Annotated in this window: 17 protein-coding genes; 6 read left to right on the top strand and 11 right to left on the bottom strand. The window is 37.3% G+C overall.

Features of this window, described 5'->3' with window-relative positions; translation table 11 throughout:
* The first annotated feature begins 241 nt into the window (after positions 1-241).
* Positions 242-3,466, top strand: a complete 3,225-nt coding sequence (locus GVN22_RS11345) for a TonB-dependent receptor (protein WP_166551145.1) — start codon at positions 242-244, stop codon at positions 3,464-3,466.
* A gap of 79 nt (positions 3,467-3,545) precedes the next feature.
* Positions 3,546-4,883, top strand: a complete 1,338-nt coding sequence (locus GVN22_RS11340; protein ID WP_166551144.1) for an alkaline phosphatase family protein — start codon at positions 3,546-3,548, stop codon at positions 4,881-4,883.
* A gap of 230 nt (positions 4,884-5,113) precedes the next feature.
* Here GVN22_RS11340 and GVN22_RS11335 read toward each other — a convergent pair whose 3' ends face one another.
* Positions 5,114-8,500 (bottom strand): DEAD/DEAH box helicase, encoded by a 3,387-nt coding sequence (locus GVN22_RS11335; RefSeq protein WP_166551143.1) that lies wholly within the window; start codon positions 8,498-8,500, stop codon positions 5,114-5,116.
* 82 nt (positions 8,501-8,582) lie between these two features.
* On the bottom strand, positions 8,583-9,437 hold the full coding sequence (locus tag GVN22_RS11330) for a sugar phosphate isomerase/epimerase (RefSeq protein ID WP_166551142.1): 855 nt from the start codon (positions 9,435-9,437) through the stop codon (positions 8,583-8,585).
* A gap of 168 nt (positions 9,438-9,605) precedes the next feature.
* Here GVN22_RS11330 and GVN22_RS11325 point away from each other — a divergent pair, with 168 nt between their 5' ends.
* The gene (locus GVN22_RS11325; RefSeq protein WP_166551141.1) at positions 9,606-10,937 is read left to right on the top strand and encodes an FAD-binding protein; all 1,332 of its coding nucleotides are present in this window, start codon (positions 9,606-9,608) and stop codon (positions 10,935-10,937) included.
* A gap of 289 nt (positions 10,938-11,226) precedes the next feature.
* On the opposite strand, the gene GVN22_RS11320 is transcribed toward GVN22_RS11325, so the two are convergent.
* Positions 11,227-11,970, bottom strand: a complete 744-nt coding sequence (locus tag GVN22_RS11320; RefSeq protein ID WP_166551140.1) for an NUDIX domain-containing protein — start codon at positions 11,968-11,970, stop codon at positions 11,227-11,229.
* A 258-nt stretch (positions 11,971-12,228) separates the two neighbouring features.
* On the opposite strand from GVN22_RS11320, the gene GVN22_RS11315 reads away from it, so the two are divergent.
* Positions 12,229-15,966, top strand: coding sequence for a ThuA domain-containing protein (locus tag GVN22_RS11315; RefSeq protein ID WP_166551139.1), 3,738 nt, complete (start codon positions 12,229-12,231; stop codon positions 15,964-15,966).
* 85 nt (positions 15,967-16,051) lie between these two features.
* Here GVN22_RS11315 and GVN22_RS11310 read toward each other — a convergent pair whose 3' ends face one another.
* The 7 genes from GVN22_RS11310 to GVN22_RS11280 all read right to left on the bottom strand — a co-directional run bounded on the left by GVN22_RS11310 (position 16,052) and on the right by GVN22_RS11280 (position 21,455).
* Positions 16,052-16,390 carry a hypothetical protein gene (locus tag GVN22_RS11310; protein WP_166551138.1) on the bottom strand — a complete coding sequence of 113 codons (339 nt, stop codon included), beginning with the start codon at positions 16,388-16,390 and terminating at the stop codon, positions 16,052-16,054.
* Between the two features lie 105 nt (positions 16,391-16,495).
* The gene (locus GVN22_RS27730; protein ID WP_205690865.1) at positions 16,496-16,744 is read right to left on the bottom strand and encodes a YHS domain-containing protein; all 249 of its coding nucleotides are present in this window, start codon (positions 16,742-16,744) and stop codon (positions 16,496-16,498) included.
* A gap of 14 nt (positions 16,745-16,758) precedes the next feature.
* Complete coding sequence (locus tag GVN22_RS11300) at positions 16,759-17,673, bottom strand: transporter (RefSeq protein ID WP_166551137.1); 915 nt, start codon at positions 17,671-17,673, stop codon at positions 16,759-16,761.
* A 35-nt stretch (positions 17,674-17,708) separates the two neighbouring features.
* Positions 17,709-18,722: a cytochrome-c peroxidase gene (locus GVN22_RS11295; RefSeq protein WP_240915613.1), complete on the bottom strand. Its 1,014-nt coding sequence runs from the start codon at positions 18,720-18,722 to the stop codon at positions 17,709-17,711.
* Positions 18,723-18,980: 258 nt separating this feature from the next.
* Complete coding sequence (locus GVN22_RS11290; RefSeq protein WP_166551136.1) at positions 18,981-19,790, bottom strand: MbnP family protein; 810 nt, start codon at positions 19,788-19,790, stop codon at positions 18,981-18,983.
* A 21-nt stretch (positions 19,791-19,811) separates the two neighbouring features.
* A complete protein-coding gene (locus GVN22_RS11285; RefSeq protein WP_166551135.1) occupies positions 19,812-20,909 on the bottom strand; it encodes a cytochrome-c peroxidase in 1,098 nt (365 codons plus the stop codon).
* Positions 20,910-21,071: 162 nt separating this feature from the next.
* Positions 21,072-21,455: a hypothetical protein gene (locus tag GVN22_RS11280; RefSeq protein WP_166551134.1), complete on the bottom strand. Its 384-nt coding sequence runs from the start codon at positions 21,453-21,455 to the stop codon at positions 21,072-21,074.
* A gap of 234 nt (positions 21,456-21,689) precedes the next feature.
* Here GVN22_RS11280 and GVN22_RS11275 point away from each other — a divergent pair, with 234 nt between their 5' ends.
* Together GVN22_RS11275 and GVN22_RS11270 are read left to right on the top strand one after the other, a co-directional pair.
* Positions 21,690-22,001 carry a hypothetical protein gene (locus GVN22_RS11275; RefSeq protein ID WP_166551133.1) on the top strand — a complete coding sequence of 104 codons (312 nt, stop codon included), beginning with the start codon at positions 21,690-21,692 and terminating at the stop codon, positions 21,999-22,001.
* A gap of 374 nt (positions 22,002-22,375) precedes the next feature.
* Positions 22,376-22,801, top strand: coding sequence for a transposase (locus GVN22_RS11270; protein WP_166551132.1), 426 nt, complete (start codon positions 22,376-22,378; stop codon positions 22,799-22,801).
* Between the two features lie 39 nt (positions 22,802-22,840).
* Here the strand turns inward: GVN22_RS11270 and GVN22_RS11265 are convergent, their stop codons facing one another.
* Positions 22,841-23,149 (bottom strand): transposase, encoded by a 309-nt coding sequence (locus tag GVN22_RS11265; RefSeq protein WP_166551131.1) that lies wholly within the window; start codon positions 23,147-23,149, stop codon positions 22,841-22,843.
* Positions 23,150-23,624: the final 475 nt, after the last annotated feature.

Here is a 23,624-nt window from a genome sequence, read left to right as displayed (position 1 = left end):
CAGAACATATCTAACGCTGTTATAGGAATCCTCACTTCGGTGGGGATTTTTTATTTTAGGACGAATCATTAAAAACATTTTATCAGAACAATATCAAATCATACCTATAAAGTAGCTAAAAATCAGGGTATTTAAAACTGAGGTTACCCCAAAATGAAAATTTGTTCACATTAGAAAAAGCAGATAAAGAGCATAAAATGTCGTCATACTTTTGTGGCCTCAACAAAACCCATACGCATTTATGCTCACGTTTACTATTTCAAACAAATTCTCAAACCGTGTAAAACAGCTCCAGATTTTCCTTATTTTTTCTGTACTGTTTATCTCATTTAATTCATTTTCACAAGGTACGGATGCTACCATTTTAGGAAAAATCACAGACGAAAGTGGCGAAATTATACCAGGTGTTTCAGTGAAGGTTCGTAACGAATCAACAGGCTTCCAGACAGGGACTGTCACCAATGCACAAGGTGAGTATCAACTACAACAATTGCCCTTGGGTAAGCCATATTCCATTACCATTTCATTTGTGGGGTATCAAACTACAAAATTCACAGACTATGCATTGAATCAAGGTGACAAATTAAGAGTGAATGCTCAACTCAAACAAAGCAACACCGAACTAAAGGAGGTGGTAGTAAGTGCCAACTTTGTCAATAAAGAAACTGAACGTGCTGGTGCTGCTATCGCCGTGACCTCGCTCCAGATGAAGCAGTTACCTATGGAAGGACGTAACTTTACGGCGCTAACAGCATTGTCTCCACTTCAAGGTAAAAATGGTAGTTTTGGCGGTCAGCGTAGCTCCTCGACCAATGTTACGATGGATGGGGTAAATGCTCGTAGTATGTACACCAACGGCGCAGTAGGTAATGGGCCCTATACCATTTCACAAGAAGCAATACGTGAATATCAGGTTTCAACTAATAATTATGATGTGACGCAGGGTCGTCAAGGTGGCGGTTCGGTAAATGCTGTTACCAAAAATGGTACTAATAAAACCGAAGGTTCGGCATTCTTTTTTCAACGTGCTAATCAAGCAACCTTTGTAGGTAACAAGCTTTTCCCTTTGGCTAGTGAGTACAATATCAATGGAACACCTCGTACCACGGTTTTTGACCAAAAGCAATATGGCTTCTCTCTAGGTGGAGCGATCGTAAAAGATAAACTTCACTACTTCGTAGCTTATGACCGTCAGACAGAAACGATCCCTTATCAGATTGCTCCAGTTTATGACCAAACACAAGAACAAAACTTTGGTATAACTAAGGAAAATTTGGATAAGTTGATTGAAGTAGCAAGGGCAAAATACGGCATGAAAAACACCCAACAATATGGAGATTTTTCGAGACAAACAGAAGCTAATGCACTTTTTACCCGATTGGATTGGCAGATTAACGATAAAAACAAACTTACTTTTCGTAACAACCTTACCACTTGGTTGAGTCCAAATTCTACAACTGACAACTCAAATATAAATTTACTTGAAAGTTGGATTGGCTTTAAATCTCTTGAAAATAGCACATTAGTTTCGTTACGTTCATCACTGAGTCCAGACGTAACTAACGAATTGAAAGTGCAGTATCAAACTGTTGCGCGTGACTATATCGTCAATGATGATTTGCCAAGTGCCAATATTCCTAGAGCGATTATAACAGTACGTTCTGTGATTCCAACAGCGACGAACCCAAGTGCTACACAAACCAGAACAGTTCAGTTTGGGGGACAACGTTTTGGTACTGAAACCACAAGAGATAAAACGATCCAATTAGCCAATACCACGTATTTACGCAAAGGAGCCTTTAACTACAAATTCGGTACTGACAACATGTTGACTTTTTTGAACTCAACAATTGTCAACGAAATGAATGGTCGCTTTTTCTTCAATAGCTTACAAGATTTTATCGACCAAAAACCAAGTCGTTATGCTAGAGAAGTTCCCTTGGTTAATCCAGCCGTTAAGCAATCTTTACTTGATTTAGCGCTATTCGCTCAAGTTGATTTTAATCCGACTCCAAACGTAAGTGCTATGTTTGGCTTACGTTATGATGCTACTATTTTCTTCCGTCAAGGTGATGCTAATCCTAAAACTGAAACAAGTTTAGGCATAAAAACAAACAATACTTTAGCGGATTATAACAATATCCAACCACGTTTTCAATTGACTTGGGATGTAAAAGGTCGCCAAAAAGATATTGTCAAATTAGGTGGTGGGATATTCTCGGCACAGCCAGTTTCATATTTGCAATTGAATAATATTCAAAACAGTGGAACAATGGTTGGTTCAATTGATATTTCAGGTGCTGGTGTTCCTTTCCCTGATTTTGTTTCATATCGTAACAACCCATCTACTACGCCTGGCATTCCAGCAGGAGCAAGTTATGTGTCTACAATTAATGCGGTAAGTAAAGATTTTCAAGTTCCTTCTATTTATAAAGTAAACCTTTCTTACAATAGATTTTTCAACGAAAGATTCAGAGCTGGTGTCAATTTACTTTGGTCAAAAACAGTCAACAACTATGTGTACTATGACCGAAATATCGTAGACGAGCCTTATTTCAGATTGAGTAACGAGGCAAATCGTGGTGTTTATGTTCCTGCTAACACTATTCCTGCCAATGGCTCAACAGACTGGACACAAGGTAGGAAAGATAAAAACCTTGGTCGCGTGCTTGAACTAGAGTCTACAGGTGTGTTAGACCAATACGCTATTGTATTAGATGCGAGTATGAAAATCGGACAAGATGGGTATTTATCAGTAAGTTATACCAAAAATGACACCAAAGATAATACCTCATTCAATTGTTGTGTAGCCAATACATCTACTTTCAGACCAGTAGTAGACGACCCTCGTGACCAAACTGTTTCATATTCTGATGACCAATTCTCAGACAAATTAGTGATTTCAGCAGCTACTCCAAGCGTGAAAGGATTTCAATTAGGGGCAATTCTCAATGGTGTTGGAGGAACTCGCTATTCGTTTATGGTTGGTGGTAATAAGAGTTTGAATGGAGACTTTGTACTAACGAATGACTTAGCTTTTGTTTTTGACCCAAATAATCCAAGTGTTCCAGAGCCAATTAGAAAGGGGATTCAAGGATTGTTGGATAACCCAGAAGTTACAGAAAGTGTTAAAAATTACATCAGACAAAATATTGGTAAAGTAGCAGAAAGAAATGGCGGTGTCAATCCATTCTATTACACGGTTGATTTACGTTTAACCAAGGATATAAAAATTCTTAGTAGAACCCTTTCTGTATCTGCTGACTGCTTCAACTTTATGAATCTTTTGGACAAAACACAGGGGGTAAGCTATAACCATGGTAATATCAACTTGGTAACAATGACTGGTTTTGACCAAACAACCAAAAACTATACCTACACTGTTGAAAGTGGCGCTGGTCGCAAGCAATCTACCGCAGGAGGTACTCCTTGGCGTATTCAGCTTGGATTAAGATACGCATTTTAATATATCACTTTTGTAGGCGGTTAAAGCAGATTATTACTTTAACCGCCTTTTTTCAAACCCTACCTTTACATTCTCTAAAATGAAAAAAGCTATTTTCCTTATGTTATTGCTTACGTCAGTGTCAATAACATTCGCCCAAAAATCAAAGTATGTAGTTGTGATCAGTCTCGATGGCTTTCGCCCAGACTTTTATAGACAAGCACAATGGCCAACACCAAACCTTCATGAAATGGCTCAAAATGGTGCTTCTTCAGACGGTGTAAGAGGCGTTTTCCCCACAGTTACTTATCCTTCGCATACTACCATTGTGACAGGAGTTTTACCAAACAAACACAAAATTTTTCATAATACTCCATTTGAGCCGACTGGACAAACAGGACGTTGGAACTGGGAAAACAATTTGATTAAAGCAGAAACAATCTGGGATGCCGCTCACAAAAAAGGTCTAAAAACGGCTTCTATTCACTGGCCTGTAACAGTTGGTACACAAACTGTAGACTATAATATTCCAGAAACAGAAATTGAAAAAAATGTAGCAGATCCATTGATTCAAATGCGCAAATTTGCCAAACCACAAGGTCTGTTTGAAGAAATTGAACGTGAAGCAACGGGTAAATTGACTGCTAAAGCAATGGATAGCGATTATTTGACGATGGATGAAAATATCGCAAGGATGGCAGCTTACGTATTGGAAAAATACAAACCAAATTTGACAACTGTCCACATTTTTAATTTAGATCACTTTGAACACAAAGAAGGTCGCAATGGTCCAAGTGTTGAAAGAGCCATCGCGGGTGCTGACCGTGCTGTAGGTAAAATCATGGAAGCTGCCGAACGTGCAGGTATCAAAGATAGCACTACGTTTTTGATTGTTGGTGATCATGGATTTGTGGATATTCATGCACAACTTTCACCAAACACATGGCTCGTAAAAGCAGGTTTGATGGAAAAGAAAAAAGATAGAGGAAATTGGAAAGCGACTTTCCATCCACAAGGCGGAATGGCATTTTTGTATTTGAAAGATAAAAACGACCAACAAACGTTGAAGCAAGTACAAAAGATTCTGAATGATTTGCCAGCTAGTACAAAAAAGCTATTTGATATTGTAAAAACTGAAGATTATCAAGCTATTGGTGCTGATCCAGAGGCAGCACTGGCTCTGACGGCCAAACAAGGGTTTTCATTTTCGGATTCTTTCGAAGAACCATTCCTAAAGCCTGCGAAAGGTGGAACGCATGGGTATTTTCCAAACTTCAAAGAAATAGAAACGGGTTTTATTGCTTATGGTGCAGATATAAAATCTAATGTAGTGATTCCAACCATGGGACTTGAAGATATTGCTCCAATCGTAGCAAAATTGTTGGGACTATCAATGACCAATCTTGACGGTGTTTTGTATCCGAGTGTAGTAAAATAAATTTAAAGAAAATACCCAAATTACTCATCATTGGATGATTCTATAAATTTTCTGATTACTGGACAAAGCGAAAAAGTGTCATTCAAGTGTTTGGACTTACTTTTTAAAACAGTTTAAAACTGTTTTAAAAAGTAAGTCCAAGACTAAGTCTTGAACTAGGAACTTCAATTTTGTCTATCTAGTAATCAGAAAATTTTAGAATAATCACTCATTCACTCAATTGTAAATCACTAAATTAGAAAGGATCCATGTTTTAGGAGCCTCAACAAATCATCTTTCGTCATTTGTTGCAACATATCTTGGTCAGTCTTAATCAACTCATTGACCAAATGTTGTTTATTAGACTGCAATACCATCATTTTTTCTTCAATGGTATCTGGACAAATCAAGCGAACGGCAACCATATTTTTCTGTTGTCCTATACGATATACTCGGTCAATCGCCTGATTTTCTACGGCTGGGTTCCACCAAGGATCAATCAAATACACATAGTCGGCTTGTGTAAGATTCAGTCCTATGCCTCCAGCCTTTAAGCTTATCAGAAATACTCTAATTTGGTCATCATTCTGAAATTGCTCCACCACCTTTGCACGATTTGTAGTTTGTCCTGTCAGATAACTAAATGGTATATCTCGGAGTAGCAATTCTTTTTTGACCAACTCCAACATTTCTACAAACTGTGAAAAAACTAATATTTTGTGTTTGGGAGATTTGTTCTCTATCTCTTCAATCAAAACCTGCAATTTGGCAGATTCATGTCCATAAAACTCTTCATCACTGAGCAAGGCAGGCGAATTACATATTTGACGGAGTTTGGTCAAACCTTGTAAAATATGTAATCTTTCTTTCGGTATATCTCCTTCTTTTTGCGTATTCAAATAATCCCAAAACTCTCGCTCGTAAGCTTCATATACACGACGTTGCTCGGTACTCATTTCACAGTAAAGTACCATTTCTGTTTTTTCGGGAAGTTCTTTGGCTACCTGTTGTTTGGTTCTTCGAAGGACAAAAGGCTTGATTTTTTGTTGTAATTCTTGTGCTCTTGGCAAATCTTTAAACTTGTCTATCGGCATGGAATAGTATTCTTTGAAAAACCGCTTTGTTCCCAAAAGTCCTGGACAAGCAAAGGAAAACTGCGCATAAATATCAAAGGTATTATTCTCGATTGGTGTCCCCGTCATTACCAAACGATGGCGACTTTGCAACATACAAACAGCCTTATATCGCTGTGATTCAGGATTTTTGATAGCTTGAGATTCATCCAAAACAATATAATTAAACAGGTATTTTCGTAAAAACTTTATATCAGACAAAAGCGTATGATAAGTCGTAATAACAACATCATATTCCTCAAAACCAAGTGTATTTTCAGGACGATTAGATCCGTGCATGACTAGCACCTTTAAACTAGGTGCAAACTTTTTTATCTCTTGTAGCCAGTTAAAAATCAATGTCGTAGGCACAACCACCAAATTAGTTTTTAAGGTGCTTCTTTCTTTTTGCCATAAAAATAAGGCTAATACCTGAAGGGTTTTACCCAAACCCATATCATCAGCTAATACCCCGCCCAAACTCAATTGATTCAAATAAGCCAACCAATTCAAACCCTCCGATTGATAACTCCTCAACTGAGCGTGAAGTGATGATGTTACTTGGATAGGGGCAATTTTGTCTATATTTTCAATCTTATCTCTAAAATCTTGACTCAAAGCCTTTACTTCCTGCGTCAGCATTTCAGCATCAAAAAGCTCTTCTAGACTTCCCAAACGTGATTGTGGTACTCGCAAAGTTTCTTCGACGATTTCTCCAGCTTGGAAGTAATCCGCAAATTTTGAAACCCATGATTCAGGCAAAATACCCAATGAACCGTCGTCGAGGGTTACATATTTCTCTTTGTTTTTAATTGTTTTTTGCAAATGCTTTAACGAAACTCTTTGTTTCCCAAACTGAATTTTGATGGTTGTATCAAACCAATTCATACCCGAATTAACCACCACACTCACATGAGCTTTATGAGCGCTTAATCTAGTTTTCTTGAACTGGTTAAAACCTAAAATCTTGATTTGTTGTTCTCGCCAAACCTCAAAAGCATCTAAAAACCATTCATTTTCTAAAAACCTCTTGCGATGTAAATAAAAACTCTCCTGATGTAATTGTTCCTCAAAATCAGGATGTTGACGAATCAATATTCCTAAAAACCGTTGCTCTTCTGGTTCATTGCGTGGTAATGTAAAAGGCTTACCTTTTCGGTCAATCGCATAGAGTTGTTTTTTGGACAAAACAGGAATTTCTACTTCGCCATAAACCATCGTTGGCGTCAGCAAGATATAGTCTTCATATTCAGATAAATAAATCATTCTGACTAAAGCTTGATTGAGATTTACCTCTTGAATTTGTTCAGGACTAGCAGGTTTTAGGTATGAATATTTAACACGTACATGTCTTTCAAGTGGATCGAGAATCTCTTTTTGAAACTCCGTATATTTTGATTCGTGTAAGACTAAATAATAATTATGTCTTCTAAAAAAGGCAATTACTTTGAGAAAATGAAGATTATCCACCAAATACATCGTTTGATGAATTTGGATAAAATACCCATATTTTAAAGTCAAATCTTGCAATGGATATACCTGCCCATTTACTTGAAGATATACCTTAATTTCATACATCTCATCTTGCTGAAAAACCTCCAACTGTAATTCTATTGGAAGCGTACTCAATTGCACAGGCACAATCGATTGTGAGGCAATATTGACAGAAGTTTTATGATTATGATAAAAGACAGGTAATGCCAAAGGATTTTTAACAAGTGCTTTCAAGCTAGCTAAATCCTCTTCAGGAGGTGTTTGCTCATAATTATGTTGAAAGCGAGCCACTGCCATAAAAAACTTCAATACATCAGGGTCTTCAATTTGCCAAATTTTATCTAGTGGCGCTCTTGAAATCAATGGGTTTTTAGGTTTTCCCTCCTTGGTAAAATCAGCTTGATATAGCTCTAAATGAAAATGGTCGAAATATTTATGTAGTTTAAAAACCACAATCAGATTCTCTTGTGCCGACGAATTAGACAAATGTTGCCAGTGATTTGCTGACAGCAATTGGTCTTGCAATACCACTTTTGTATCGTTGGTAAAAGCAAAAAGAGCAGGATTTTTGGGAAGAATATGTGTTTGTTTTTCTTGATAATGTACCCGAAAATACTTCATTAAATCGGGCTCAGCCTCCAATCCATAATCATACGCTTTGGCTCGCATTTTTCTAAACCTCAATGCTTCATCAAAAAAAATTAGTAAGTCTTGATGCTTATGTACATTGTGTAAGGCTTGTGCCTGATGATCACACATTTTTATTTTGGAGGCACCACAATTACAATGTGTTTGTAATGCCCCCGCAACCTGATTGACCTGTATTAAATAGCCCATCGGATGCTCAAATACAGCCCAATTGATTTCGATATGACCAACTGGCAAATCAAAAAAGCCCCTAATACTTGTATCAGGGACAGATTCGCTATGTTGAATAATCAAAATTTCGTTGAGGAGATGGATGCTAAAGGCAGGAATCGTATAAACATTACGAGGGTCATTCACAAAAGCCGAACGGTGTACTGAATTCATCACAAAGTCTGTTGGTATTTGGTTACATAGATACAGGATTTTTGTGAAAATCGCAAAGTAACACCCATCTCAACACACTGACTTATTCTTTTAAGCTTTTCAAATATGCAATACTTTGTGGCACTTGAATATTTTGAATTGGGCTTTCGTCTTCGATAAAATAGTGCTTTATTCCTAGTTTTTTAGCCTTTCTGATAATGCCAGCCACGTCGATTTGACCAGTTCCTAAAGTTACGTCATTAGTCACAGGTGTCGAGCCCGAATGATTTCCTTGAACGCCCTTTCTCAAATCTTTTACATGAAGCATTTTGAATCTGGTAGGATATTTGTCCAAAAGTCCTTCGGGATTGGCACCACCATGAAACGCCCACAGCATATCTAGTTCAAAAGAAACATACTTGGGGTTGGTACGTCGCGCAATAAAGTCGAAAAGAGTTCCGTCCTGATACGGGATAAATTCATATCCATGAATATGATAGCAAAAAGTAATGCCATTTTCTGCTAAAATTTTCCCAACTTGATTGAAATCTTCGACCGCTTGTTGCGCCTCAAAAATATCAAAATCGCCTTTGTGTGGTATCCATGCCACCATCACGAATTTTGCACCAAGCTTTTTGGCATTTTCAACTACACTCATAGGATTTGCAACAATCTCTTCGTATCCTGCCCCTGTCGAAGGAACCTTTATATTTCTCTCTTTCAACAATTTAAGATACTCTGTTGCTTCCATTCCTTTCGGAATATTCCCTTCCAGTTCGGTAATACCAAGTGCTTTGATAGTATCGAGTGTGGCTACTATTCCATTAGGAAAACTATTTCTAAAAGTATAGGCTTGCGCACCAATTGGGAAGGTAAAAAGCTTTTTAGATTTTTGACCCAAAGCAGTCAATCCTAATATCAGATTAGCAATCAATAACAAAAGTGAATATTTTCTCATAAGAAAAAGGGGATTTTTGAAGAGATAATTACAGTAAGTTTTCCGTAAATTACCCTTTAATATTTAATATTTTATCTTGGTTTATTCTTAAAATATAGAAATAATTGCCAGAAAGTACCTATCCAATTAGTTAATGTCAGAATATTCACTTAACTCCCCTTATAAATAATGAATAAACGTACATTCCTTAAAACATCTTCCTTAATGGTAGGAGGCGCTTTTTTACCCAAAATGATTTTAGCAAACGATACCCCTCGCACCAACTGGGCAGGAAATTTACGATACAGTGCCAAGCAATATTTTGAGCCACAGACGATTGCTGAAGCGCAAGAGCTTGTCAAAAAAACACCGATCATTCGTGGTTTGGGAAGCAGACACTCTTTCAATAATATTGCTGATACTCCTGCAACTCAGATTTCGTTGAAATCAATGCAGAAAGTTTTATCCATTGATAAAGCAAACAAAGAGGTAACCATTGAAGGTGGTGCTACCTATGGACAAATTTGTAAAGAAATTCACGAAGCTGGTTTTGCACTAGCAAACTTAGCATCACTTCCACATATTTCGGTGGCAGGAGCATGTTCAACAGGGACACATGGCTCTGGTGTGAAAAATGGAAATTTGGCTACTAGTGTAAGAGCATTAGACATTATCACTGCTAATGGCGACATCGTTAGTTTTTCAAAAAACGAAAATACTGAAGCTTTAAAAGGAGCGGTAGTTGCTCTTGGTGGTTTAGGTATTGTTTCAAAAATGACTTTGGCATTACAAGACACCTTCGAGATGAAACAGTTGGTCTATCAAAATATGCCCATGTCAGCTTTGGAAAAAAACTTTGAAAGCATCGTTTCCAATGGTTACAGTGTAAGTTTGTTTACAGATTGGCGTAACAAAAATGTCAATCAAGTTTGGTTGAAAAAACGTAGTGAGGATGTTTCGACGCCAGATACAGAGTATTTTGGAGCAAAATTGGCAACACGTAATCTTCATCCTTTGGAGGACCTTTCGGCCGAAAACTGCACAGGACAAATGGGAGTATCTGGACCTTGGTATGAACGAATGCCCCATTTTAGAATGGGCTTTACACCAAGTAGCGGCAAAGAATTGCAATCAGAATATTTTGTTCCTTTCGAGCATGGTTATGAAGCCATGATGGCTATCGAAAAACTACATGAAAAAGTAAGCCCACATTTATTTATTTCAGAAATAAGAACGATGACAGGCGACGACCTTTGGATGAGCGCCAATTACCATCAACCATCCGTAGCCTTTCACTTTACATGGAAACAAGATTGGAATGCGGTAAAACAACTCTTACCATTAATTGAAGCGCAATTAGCACCATTCAATGCTCGTCCGCACTGGGGCAAATTGTTTACGATGAACCCTAAAAAGCTTCAATCACTTATTAAACCTTTGCCGCAGTTTAAAGAACTTTTAGCCACTTACGATCCAAAAGGCAAGTTTAGAAATCCATTTATTCAACAGAATTTGTACTGATTCTTAAAGTAGAATTGTGAGTGGGGAATTAGGGTTACACGAAGGATTTTCTTTCTTTCAAAAGAGTTCTTATGATTAGTGTTTTTTGATGTAGTGGCAACTCTTGCAGTTGCCACTACATCAATTTTATCTTAAAGCTAAACCTTCGTACAGTACTAATGTAAAATACCTAGTTCGAGACTAAGTCTCGGACTAGGTATTGCCTCAGTTTTTAAACTGTTAAAAAAAATAAGTCCAAGACAAAGTCTTGAACTAGTCATTTTCACAACTCACAATTCACCACTAATATTTAAACGACTTCTGTGGTTGGAGCTTTAAACTTGTACAGATAAGGCGCTTTATTGGCGGCACCAGTGTATAGTTTTTCGATTCTTTCCAAAATATCCATACTTAACATTTTGCGCTGAAAGTTATTTCTGCGAAGCGGATACCCCAAAATAGTCTCATAAAGACTTTGAAGTTCAGGCATAGTAAAGGTTTCGGGTAATAAATTAAATCCTACCAATTTAGTATCCAAGTTAGCCCGAAGAGACTCCAGCGCTTTGTGTATCATTTCTCTATGATCAAAAATCATAGGCGGCAAATCTTTTAAATCAAACCATTCTGCTATATCACTAAATGAATCAGGTGTTGGGTTCACTTTTGAAAAATCCACTAACGCATAATAGCCAATCGATACAAATCGCTTGTTGAGCCACGAGTTTCTAAATTCTTCCGTATGTCCAAAATCAAGAATATCTGCCAAGGTATTTTTCTTGGAGCGGTCTTCATGACCAAAAGTATGATATTGCTCCAAATAGACATTTTCTAAACCTGTTCTTTCACGCAAAATCCTCAAAGCCGCAGGATCGATACCTTCTTCCATTCGCACAAATCCACCCGATAAACTCCATACTCCTGAATCATGAACTCTCAGGAGCAACACTTTTAATTGATCTTGATGAAAACCAAAAATGACGCTGTCAATTGACAAGTGAGGAATAAAATTTTGCTTATTTTCTAAAAATCCATTCAAATCAACATTTCTCTCCATGTGATACCTTCTACTATTTAATTTTCTACTATGAGCTAAAAGTAACAATTTATACCCGTCAGATACCCGATTTGAGCTACACTATTTATTTTATGTCATAGGTCTACACAATCAGTACGGTTAATCACAAAATTATATAAATATTTTGCTACTTCTAAAATTTCAAGTATTATTGTCCCAAAATGGGAAAATAATAAAAATATACCTTTTAAGAATTTAACTTATCCAATTAACACAACCCTTCAGAACACTATTCCAATGAAGAACCTTCTTTTCAATCAATGGAGAAAACTGAATCTCTTGTTGTTAGCCTTGGGCTGTACCATCATTCAGTTTGGTACCTATGCTCAAAATGTAGGTAAACGAGTATTAGTTTTCAGTAAAACCGCTGCATTTAGACACGCTTCTATTGAAGTAGGTAAAGTAGCTTTTCAAAAAATGGGAAAAGAAAAAGGCTTTTCTGTAGACCTTACAGAAGATGCTAACGCTTTTACCAATGAGAATCTTCGCAAATACAATGCTGTTGTATTTTTGAGTACAACAGGCGACGTGCTTAATCCAACTCAACAGGCTGAATTTGAGCGTTATATTCAAGCAGGCGGTGGCTATCTAGGTATTCATGCGGCTACAGATACCGAGTATGATTGGCCTTGGTATGGCAAGTTGGCAGGTGCTTACTTTCTTGACCATCCAATGACTCCGAGCAATGTTCAAAAAGGTAAGTTTTTTGTAATTGACAAAAACAATTGGGCTACCAAAAATATGCCAAGTGAGTTTGAGCGTAGTGATGAGTTTTATAGCTTCAAAAATATCAATCCTGCCATTAATGTTGTAGTAAAAATTGATGAGAAAAGTTATATAGGTGGAAAAAATGGTGATAACCATCCTATTAGCTGGTATCATGAATTTGATGGCGGTCGTTCGTTCTATACTGCTATGGGACATACTGACGAAACATTTGCTGAGCCTCTTTTCTTAGACCATATTTCTGCTGGCTTAAACTATGTCATGGGTGGAGATTCTCCTAAACCTTTAGACTTTTCTAAAGCTCGTCCAGAAGAAAACCGTTTCGCGAAAGTGATTTTGGAAGAAAAGCTCAATGAGCCAATGGAATTGAGCGTTTTGAACGATGGTCGCATCTTGTTTATCGAGCGTCATGGCGCAGTTCGTTTGTACAATTTGAAAACAAAACAGCTTAAAACCATTGCAAACATTGAAGTAAGTACTAAATACAAAGATAAAGAAGGAAAAGAATCAGAAGCTGAAGATGGCTTGTTGGGTTTGAACAAAGATCCAAATTTTGCTCAAAACCATTGGATTTATTTGTATTATTCTGACCCAAAAGAATCTAAAAATGTTTTGGCAAGATTTGAATTAAAGGGCGATGAATTAGTGATGTCTTCCAAAAAGATTTTGTTAGATATTCCTACACAACGTGAACAGTGCTGTCATACAGGAGGCTCAATTGCTTGGGATAAAATGGGAAATCTTTACCTTTCGACAGGTGACAATACCAACCCTCACGGCTCAAATGGCTATAGTCCGAGTGACGAACGTCCTGACCGTGCGCCTTGGGATGCTCAAAAATCTTCGGCTAATACCAATGACTTAAGAGGTAAAATTATCCGTATCAAACCTACTGTTGATGGTTCTTATACAATTCCTGAAGGTAATTTATTTGCTAAGGGTACGCCAAATACACGTCCTGAAATTTATACAATGGGACACCGTAATCCATTTCGTATTTCGGTTGACCAGAAAACAGGATTTGTATATTGGGGTGAAGTAGGTCCAGATGCTAGTAAACCTGCCGCAGACCGTGGACCTGAAGGACACGATGAAGTAGGACAAGCACGTAAACCTGGCAACTTTGGATGGCCTCATTTTGTAGGTGACAACAAAGCATACAATAAATATGACTTCGTTAAAAACGTTTCTTTAGAAAAATGGGATGCAGCAGCACCAACCAACAACTCACCACACAACACAGGTTTGAAGGTATTACCTCCTGCTCAAAAAGCATTTATTTGGTATCCTTATGCTGCTTCGGCAGAGTTCCCTTTGGTAGGTAGTGGTGGTCGTAATGCGATGGCTGGCCCAGTATTTTACAGCGAGGATTTTAAAAATGCAAAGCGTGCTTTTCCAAAATATTACAACGAAAAATTGTTAGTATATGATTGGATGCGTGGTTGGATTATGGCTGTAACAATGGATAAACAAGGTAACTTAACCAATATGGAACAGTTTATGCCAAGTTATCGCTTTAGTAATCCAATGGATATGGAATTTGACGAAAATGGCGATTTGTATATGCTTGAGTACGGTTCGGGGTGGTTTACTGCCAACGACGATGCACGTTTGATTCGTATCGAATATAATGGTGGTAATCGTAAACCAGCTATTCAAATGGCTGCCAACCAAATGGGAGGAGCATTGCCATTCAAGCTTAGCCTTGACTCAAAAGGAACGAAAGATGCAGATGGCGATGCTTTGACTTATTCTTGGAAAATTTCTTCGAAAAATGGATTCAATAAAGTAATTGCTTCTCCATCAGCAGATGTAACTTTAGCCAAAGCAGGTATCTATAATGTGACATTGACGGTTTCTGATGGCAAAGGTGGTGTAAGCACACAAGCCATGGAAGTTTCAGCTGGTAACGAACCGCCTGTATTGTCTTTTGATTTGCCAAAAAGTAACAAAACATTCTTCTTCCCTAATAAGTCTTTTGATTACGAAGTAAAAGTAAAAGATAAAGAAGATGGTAGCCTCGAAAATGGTAAAATCAAACCAGAGCAAGTAGCGGTAAATATCGATTATTTGGCAGAAGGATTTGACAAAATTGCTATCGCACAAGGTCACCGTTCGGCAGATGCTAGTACGGCACTTGTAAAAGGCAAAAAATTGATTGATGCAAGTGACTGTCAGGCTTGTCATAGCATGGACAAAAAATCGGTTGGACCAACTTACCGTGAGGTTTCTAAAAAATACAAAGGCGATGCAGGTGCATTAGAGCGTTTGACTAAAAAAGTAATCTCTGGTGGTAGTGGAGTTTGGGGCGAAGTAGCCATGGCTGGTCACCCACAATTATCAACAGGTGACGCTGCTGAGATGGTAAAATATATTTTGACTTTGGCAGATGAAAAAGCAAAAGAAACCCTTCCAACAAAAGGTAGCTTCACTGCAAAAGTTGGCGCTGGAGATAAAGGTCAAGGAGTATATATCTTACGTGCTTCTTACCAAGATCAAGGTGCAAATGGTGTTCCTTCTTTAAGTTCAGAACAAACATTTACCTTGCGTAATCCACGTATCAGTCCACATGGATATGACCAGTACGAGGCTGTTTCAAAAATGAGTTTTGGAGGAAATGAATTAATGATTCCTAGCAAATCAGGTTCTTACATTGTGTTGAAAAATGCTGATTTGACTAATATCAAACAACTTGAGTTGTTGGCTACAGCTCCCAAAGCGCAATTAAATGCACAGGGAGGAAAAGTCGAAATTCATCTAGACTCGCCAACAGGAAAAATTATAGGTGAATCTGCCTTCTTGGAGGCTAGTGATAAAGCAGGGTTTGCTCCTTCACCATTAAGTGTGCCAATTAATCCAACAGACGGCTCTCATGATTTGTATATCGTTTTCCAAAACCCTAAAGCAGAAGGTTCGCTCATGGTAATTATGGGAACAGCCTTCAAAGATGAACTAGGAAATAGTGCTCCTGCGCAAGCAGCTGAGCTAGCCAAACCGAAAGACTTGAGCGATTATGCTGGAAAATATAAAATGACTGGTTTGCCATTTGAGTTTATTGAAGTCGAGGTAAAAGACGGAAAAGTAATACTCAACGCTGGAGGTCAAGGCGGTGCACTGACAGAACTTGAGCCAGACAAATATGATGCTGACGGAAAAGCAAAAGTACAGTTTGTAAGAGATGATGCTGGAAAAGTTAATGGCGTTAAACTCGAAGCAATGGGTATGAGCTTTGAAGGTAAAAAACAGTAGAATATTAGCTTAAAAACAAAAAAGGCGAATTGCACCGTTGTGCAATTCGCCTTTTTTATTACAAAAACTATTGAAAATCAAAAACTTACCCTATTCTATTTAGCTCATTTCTCAAAATCAAAATATGTCCAATAAATACCCCTGCTGGCACAACATAACTTTTGAAAACGAATATAAATAAAAAGTAAATCAGGGTAAATGCTACCAAACGTACAGTCAATTTATTCATCATCTGGTCTGGCAAGCGGTAACGACTCAATTGAAAAACTTGGTATAAAGAATATCCAAAACAGCTCCAATCAATAATTCTGAAGTAATCGTTTAGCCCTGTATGAAAATCACCTTTCAAAAAGAAGCCAAGGTCAACAAGGATAAAAATCATTCCTAATAAAATAACTGTTCTGATGATATACGTACTTCTCATGCTTTAGCGATAGTTTGTTTTGATTTGGGTAAATACTTTTAGAGCGATGCCTTAAAAGATTTTCACAAAAGTAAAGGGCTGGAAGAAATTCCCAGCCCTTTTTCTTTATTTCTTCACAAACTTTTCAGGTTTTTTATCAAACATCTCTTTACAAACTACGCTACAAAAGCCGTATTGCTTTCCTTTGTAGGTACTTGTGAACTTCGTGTCTTTTTCAGCGTGCATTTTGCAAACAGGGTCTTTGGCTTCCATTGCCACTGCCTCTTTTTTGCTTTCACTAGCTGCTTTTTTGTCTTTAGGAGCTTGTTGGAAACTTGCTGCAAGTACCAACATCGAGCATAAGATTGTTTTCATTTTGGAATTCTGGATTAAAACATAAAAGTAATATGGGCAGTCGTACGAGCATTTGCTTTTAATTCACCTCTCGACAATTCTTGTGCAAAAGGCATTTGATGTGTTAGACCAAGGCTAAATTTCTTAAAAAATGCCTCACATCCAATATTTGCTGAAGCCAAATAACCCCCAGTATCTTTATTGATAATACCTTTATCATGGTCGTTTTGGGCATATTCCCAATAGACCCCTGCATTGGGCATTAGGGTATTTCCTTGACCAAAACCTTTGGCATAAAACGCCGTCAATGCTGTTGTCAGCTTATTGCCATACCGATACTGATTACTATTTTCAGTATTGATCTTATAAGTCAAATCAGTATTCAACCCCCATTGATCATAGCGAACGGTATAAATGGCATTCAGTAAAAAATCTGTACTTCCTGTTCCTAATTGAAAATTAGGATTAGCTACTTCTTCAGAGCTATTCAAATCATATTTGAATCTACCAGTAGGAGCTTTTACGCCCACACCAAGCATCAGATTATGATTTACTTGATGCGCCGTACTATCCCAAAAGGTATTCAACACATTGTAATGCCCCAATATTGTAATATCGCCCAAACCTTGAATGGTATTAGTGAGATTTGGTAAAATCTGCGTTTGAGCATTAAAGTTATAAGGTACAAAAGCTAGAATTTGTACTTTTTTCAAAGGATAAAATCGTCCCCAAAGTTCGGTAGTATGAAAACTTTCTTTGGTTTTCAGTAATTGTGAATTTAGATGCGAATCAAAATTTGAATAGCGATAACGCAATCCTAAAAAACCTCGGTGAGATTGTGGCAATATGCCAAAAAAGGCATTTCCATTGGAGCATCCACAAATATCACAAGCACGGCTTTCGAAAAAAAATGTACAACAGAATATGAGTAAAAATATCTTGAATCGCATAAAAACATGGTTAAAATTGACCCTCTACAATAAGATTATTGCAATCTTTTATCAGCTAAAAAAGTCTTGTCTGTCAACGTTTTTAAAAAAGCAATAACTTGCTTTTTTTGCACATCAGTCAACGAAACACCACCTTTGAGCGAAGGGTCGAGATTCGGAGTATTCTGAACATCATCGGTATAATGGTTCAAAACAGCCTCTAAAGTATAAAAACGACCATCGTGCATATAAGGTCCTGATACTTCGATATTGCGCAAACTTGGCACTTTAAATTTGTACTTATCGGATTCTGATTCGGTAATTTTTCCACGGCCAAAATCTTCAGGGCCTTGTATTCTTAAGCCATTATTGCGGTAGGATTGATTCGTAAATAAAACTCCACTGTGGCAAGAAGCACACTTTTGTTCAAAAAGACTTTTACCTGCTAGTTCATCCGCTGTAAAAATAGCTCCATTCTCTTTCCTCATCACCTGGTCATATTTCGAGTTAGCCGAAACCAAGGTAAGCATATATTGAGAAAGAGCTTTTAAGAATCTTTGTGTATTGATTTCTTCCGTTCCAAAAGCCTTTTTGAACTGACTTGGATAATAGGAAGTCTTGCGAAGTTTTTCGAGAATAACACCTATTTTCTCATCCATTTCTACTGGATTTTCGATAGGGGCGAGGGGAACAAAATCTAAGTCGCCAACACCGCCATCCCAAAAGAATTCTGACTGCCAAGCTAAATTTTGAATTGGCAACGAATTTCTTATCCCGACTTTTCCATCTATTCCATGACTCAAATCATGCCCATGATGCGTAAAAGCAAAACTCTGACTATGACATTCTGAACAACTAATCGTATTATCGCGTGACAAAAGTGGATCAGCAAACAAAGCTTTGCCTAATTCAAATCCTTCGGGCGTAATAGGATTACGAGCTAAATCATAGGTTGGCGCTGGAAAATCACTAGGTTGCTCAAATCGTATCGTTGGCGTTGTCTCTGATTTTGTACATGCTATCAGACTTAAAAAAGTCATCAAAAGTGTTAATTGAACATATTTCATCATTTCAAAAAGATTGATAGTATTCCCGACAGCAATAGTCCAAATGAGAATAAGTGAAATAGAAATAGCCAAAAAACTAATCTGCTTTCACTAGTCAAACGGATAATTTCAAATACCCTTTCGGCAAAACTTGGCTTGGGAAGTAACACAATTCCAGTGCCTTCAAGCCACTTTTCAAGTTCGTATCTTCTAAGCATCACTATATTGATTATTCAGAGCAGAAATGGTGGGACAATGTTATTTGTCCCACCGTGTTATTAATTAGTCATTGTGTACGTGGTCTACTACAAACATATTTTTGTAATTATTGGCAATTGGAGTAGCCAGTGCAGGAGACATAATTACAGGAGCATCGGCCAATTTGAGCGTTGTAGTGCCAGAAAATACCTTAGTTACATCAGCCACAAAATGAATCGTCGGAGCAATACTTTTGCGCACGGTCATCGTACTTGGCAATGAAAGCGTAACGGTTCTTAAGTTATTTGGAGTAACACTGGTACGACCACCAAAACCTCCTACATGATATTGGTATTTTCTGACACCTGCCGCATTTGCAGCCACTGCTGATGATGTCCCTTCTAATTTCATAAAGATATAACCTGAGTTCCATGACCAGTACATACCGTCATCCGAGAATCCTGCTGGATCTAATACGCCCGTACGTTCTTCTACTGGCGAAATACTTTTTACACTATCTACTCCAATCGTAAAAGTAACTTCCTTATAATCAGCCGCTGGAACATCTTTCAATGATTGAATCAAGGTTGTTGCATCGGCTTGACGAACTAAGAAATATTGATTTTTGAAGTCAACTGTACTGCCATCTACTTTTTTCAATGAAACATTACTGACATAATAATTCAAAGTAGTTACGGTAAAATCCTCACCAGCTGCATTTTTAGCGGTTGTTGAACCTAGGACGATTTTCTGTCCACCCATCAAGTTATCAAACTCAAGGCTAACATTATTTTTATCACTTGTGCCTATTGGCTCTATATCGTCCTTAGAACAAGAAACTATTGTAAAGAAAGCAAGTGTTAAAATTGATATTGATTTGAATAGAGATTTCATTTTATGAAAATATTTTTTGTTTTACCTTACAGGGAAGCCATCAGGCTCTGCAAAGCGTTTGTCTTTTAAAAAAGTGTCGTCTGTGAGTGTATTCAGAAAAGCTATTATTTTTCTTTTTTCCTCTGATGTCATCTGAATACCTAAGCGTCCATTAGATTGTCGCAAAATCGGGTCGAGTGTTCCATAATCTTGTACACTAGCATCATAAAAATTCAATACTTCGAGCAAGGTCGTGTACCGTCCATCGTGCATATAAGGCGAAGATGCCGCTACATTTCGCAGACTTGGCACCTTAAATTTGAATTTATCATTCGCATTTCCTGTAACTCTAAATCTACCTTCGTCCACTACGATTTGTAACACGGGTTTCTCATTGATATATTCAATTTTTGTTCTTTCAAACTTAGAAAGTCCGTTACTTCTAAAACTTTCGTCGGTGAACAAAACGCCTTTATGGCAATTAGCACAGCCTTTTGAGCTAAACAAACTCATCCCGTCTAGCTCATCTTGTGTAAAACTTGCCGATGCATCTTTCAGGAGATATTTGTCGTATCTGGACTGATATGATACCAAACTTAGCATAAATTGAGTCAGTGCCTTAAGCATACGCTCCTTGGTTACACCCTCCGAACCAAAAGCCGCTTTAAACTTGTCACGATAGCCTTGGTGACGTGCCAATCTGGCAACGACATTATCAATTTTATCGTCCATTTCGTCGGGGTGCTCAATGGGTAAAATGGGTTGCTCGTTTAAAGTTGCCGCTTTACCGTCCCATTGAAAACGCTCACGCCATGCTAAGTTTTGTAAAGATTGTGCATTTCGAAGCCCCACTCTTCCGTCAATTCCATGACTCAAATCGTGCATGTGATGGGTAAAAACATAGGTTTGTCGATGACATTCGCCACAAGCAATGGTACTATCTCTCGATAAAATTCCGTCGTAAAACAAGTTTTTTCCCAAATCAAAACCCGCCGCCGTAATTACATTAGAATCAATAGGATACACGGGTTTAGGAAAATGACTGGGTGCCACAAAATAAACCTCAGGATTAGGTTCATCTGTTTTTTTGTGACAAGCCACAACAAATAATACGAGGATTAATAACAAGTGTTTTTTCATGACTATCGTGATTCGTTTTTATAGAAATAACTCTGCTGGCGTTGACAAAAGTACAAATATTCCGTACTTATCAACGAGCTAATAATATATCCGAAAACATAAAGCAATAGTCAATCCATGTCCCACCGATGGGGAATTCCATTACATTGTGGAAATTGAGGATTATATTTTGGGAGGTTGAAAAATCCCAAGAAGTGGCGAGCCATAACTAGGCTCTAGATAAGAAAAAGAATGAAGCTGAGGTAACTCTTCAAAAGAGCTAAGTCCTGATAAGTCAACATGGCTATTGTCGAAGAAAAGTACAATTTCAGGCATTTTTTCTAATTTCTCGGAAGTTGCCTTTTGTTCTTTTTCTTCAGCAGCTTTGAGTTTTTTCGCTAAAAAACATTTCCCGTCACAATGTAGTTGGGGCTTGTTGCGATTGATACAAAGCTCTTTGGCAATATAACTTTTGTTGACTTGGTAATACACCACAAAGCTCCACTTACTAAACAATGGAATGTTTAGTAAAAACAGTAGAAGTATTGCTATGACTTTGTTTACCATGGCGCAAAGATAAACCTGTAATTTGAGTCATACTACGTTTTTTTCAAAAAATGATAAGAATCAGGAATTGACTCAGCTGACCCTTGCTCTTGTATTTAGCGTTGAATAAAGTAGTATTTCTGCAAATTAGATTTAGGAGTTATGGCGTTTTATTACTCTACCCTATGATTTTTGGGAGAAAAAAGGAAAAGGTTGAATTTTGTGTTGCAAAACGACCAAAACCAGCCTTTTCAGATGAAAGAGTTCATCCACGACAAAGTTACTAAAATCTTGTTTACGATTCCACTGGCAACAAATTTAGCCCGTAAAAAAACAATTTCTGACATTCTGTTAGGACTGATTGAAAGTAGAAAAGTTCAATTCCATGAAATAGCACTTTACGTTGCAGGTAAAGTAAAAACAGCCTCAACTGAGCGTCGCATTCAGGGATTTTTTAAGGATTTTAACTTTGATTTCTGTAAAGTTTGTTGTGCCCTAGCCTTATTTTTACCCCAAAAGAAAGTTTTTCTATCTATTGATAGAACTGAGTGGGACGGGGATGCCTAATCTTTGGGAAATTTCAATACAATATTCTAATGATTGTAGCCTCCTTCGATAGATTAGGAATTCCCTTATATTGGCAATTATTAGATAATAAATCAGGTAACAGTTGTTACAAGAACCGTATTGAGATATTAGAAAAAGTGATTTCCGTAATTGGTAAAGAACGTATTGCGGGGATAGTTGGCGATAGAGAGTTTATAGGTGCTTCCTGGTTTAAATACCTGAAAATAAACAGCATTCCTTTTTGTATGCGCTCACCTAAACATCATCTATTGACCTTAAAATATGGAAGTATTTACCATATTGAGTGCCTATTATAACAGCACAAATAGCGATACTTTCACGATGCTTTGGTGGATGGCATTGTCTGTAATGTAATGCTAAAAAAGCTTTCTAATAATGATTTTCTTTTTTTGGCTGGTCAGTTTAAAGCCAAGAAATTAGGTGAAGTTTATCGAAAACGCTGGGCAATTGAGGTACTTTTTCAGAATCTAAAAAGTCGAGGATTTGATTTAGAAAGTACACATTTAAAATGTATGAAAAAATTAAGTAGCCTCTTAGTATTTATCTGTCTTGCCGCAGCAATTTGTTACAGTATCGGTAAATACTATAATGGTAAAGTACAAAAAACAAAAGCTAAAAATCATGGTTACATGGCTAAAAGCTTTTTCAGAACAGGTTTGGATCTATTGCGTGAACTACTAAAGAACCCTAATTCCGACTTAGTTAATCTATCGTACAAAATCATCCGAGTGTTCTATAAGATTATAAAACAAAAAAAGCTTATAGTCAGCAAGTTATAAAAATCATCGGGTAGAGTAGCGTTTTATTCTTGAAGCTGTTTAAACTTTTGTTTTTTTAGCGACTCTTCGTAATAAAATAACCGAGAATGCCATAAGATGCAAAGAAATCCAATTTTGTACTAAGAATTCAAACCTGATGAGAAGAGCCTTAAAGCTATCAATCCAAGCATTGGTTCGTTCAATTACATAGCGTCCTTTGTAGAACATATTATCTGCTATTTCTGGCACTTTGTTTTCTTGTTTATTTCTTGGATTCGGTTTGATATTGGCAATGATACCTCCTTTAGAGCAAGCTTCTTTTAATTTTCTTGAATCGAATCGCAACGGCGAATCGTCCACTATCAGCATTTAAAAACAGGCCATCTAAGCTAATGCTTGCATCTTTTAACATATCACAAAGTTCATCAAATAGTATGTTAATTTCATATAGATCATGGACTGGGCGTCGCCATGATTACCATCTTGGGGTGTGCTCATAGACAGTGGAATTCCTTGATTATCAACAATAAATAGAGCATTTGTCGTCTTACAAGATTTTCTACCTTGATAAGCAACGGACTCTCCTCCATTTTTTGAAGGAGTATGTGAACCGTCCAAGGAAAGTTTTGATAAGTCAAGATATTGTCGAAATTCTCTTAGTAAATTAATAAAAATCTTTCGCTAACAACCTGCCTTATTCCACTTATTAAAATGGTAATAGACACTATTCCAAGATAAAACAGTTCCTTTAAAAAATTTCTCCGTTGGCAATGATCTCCACAGTTCCACTGCGGTTGGACCCTATTTTTAGGCGATATAAGATAGCTTCAACAAGCTCAACTAA

The sequence above is a fragment of the Cellulophaga sp. BC115SP genome (assembly GCF_009905545.1).
GTDB lineage: Bacteria > Bacteroidota > Bacteroidia > Cytophagales > Spirosomataceae > Flectobacillus > Flectobacillus rivi.
Note: the sequence above shows the minus strand (reverse complement) of the source record. Positions and strands in the feature narration are given on the sequence as shown.

Bases quoted from the DNA above. Each gene is read 5' to 3' on its own strand.
- GVN22_RS11345 (WP_166551145.1), top strand. From the start codon at position 242: ATGCTCACGTTTACTATTTCAAACAAATTCTCAAACCGTGTAAAACAG.
- GVN22_RS11340 (WP_166551144.1), top strand. From the start codon at position 3,546: ATGAAAAAAGCTATTTTCCTTATGTTATTGCTTACGTCAGTGTCAATA.
- GVN22_RS11335 (WP_166551143.1), bottom strand. From the start codon at position 8,500: ATGAATTCAGTACACCGTTCGGCTTTTGTGAATGACCCTCGTAATGTT.
- GVN22_RS11330 (WP_166551142.1), bottom strand. From the start codon at position 9,437: ATGAGAAAATATTCACTTTTGTTATTGATTGCTAATCTGATATTAGGA.
- GVN22_RS11325 (WP_166551141.1), top strand. From the start codon at position 9,606: ATGAATAAACGTACATTCCTTAAAACATCTTCCTTAATGGTAGGAGGC.
- GVN22_RS11320 (WP_166551140.1), bottom strand. From the start codon at position 11,970: ATGGAGAGAAATGTTGATTTGAATGGATTTTTAGAAAATAAGCAAAAT.
- GVN22_RS11315 (WP_166551139.1), top strand. From the start codon at position 12,229: ATGAAGAACCTTCTTTTCAATCAATGGAGAAAACTGAATCTCTTGTTG.
- GVN22_RS11310 (WP_166551138.1), bottom strand. From the start codon at position 16,390: ATGAGAAGTACGTATATCATCAGAACAGTTATTTTATTAGGAATGATT.
- GVN22_RS27730 (WP_205690865.1), bottom strand. From the start codon at position 16,744: ATGAAAACAATCTTATGCTCGATGTTGGTACTTGCAGCAAGTTTCCAA.
- GVN22_RS11300 (WP_166551137.1), bottom strand. From the start codon at position 17,673: ATGCGATTCAAGATATTTTTACTCATATTCTGTTGTACATTTTTTTTC.
- GVN22_RS11295 (WP_240915613.1), bottom strand. From the start codon at position 18,722: ATGATGAAATATGTTCAATTAACACTTTTGATGACTTTTTTAAGTCTG.
- GVN22_RS11290 (WP_166551136.1), bottom strand. From the start codon at position 19,790: ATGAAATCTCTATTCAAATCAATATCAATTTTAACACTTGCTTTCTTT.
- GVN22_RS11285 (WP_166551135.1), bottom strand. From the start codon at position 20,909: ATGAAAAAACACTTGTTATTAATCCTCGTATTATTTGTTGTGGCTTGT.
- GVN22_RS11280 (WP_166551134.1), bottom strand. From the start codon at position 21,455: ATGGTAAACAAAGTCATAGCAATACTTCTACTGTTTTTACTAAACATT.
- GVN22_RS11275 (WP_166551133.1), top strand. From the start codon at position 21,690: ATGAAAGAGTTCATCCACGACAAAGTTACTAAAATCTTGTTTACGATT.
- GVN22_RS11270 (WP_166551132.1), top strand. From the start codon at position 22,376: ATGCTAAAAAAGCTTTCTAATAATGATTTTCTTTTTTTGGCTGGTCAG.
- GVN22_RS11265 (WP_166551131.1), bottom strand. From the start codon at position 23,149: ATGCTGATAGTGGACGATTCGCCGTTGCGATTCGATTCAAGAAAATTA.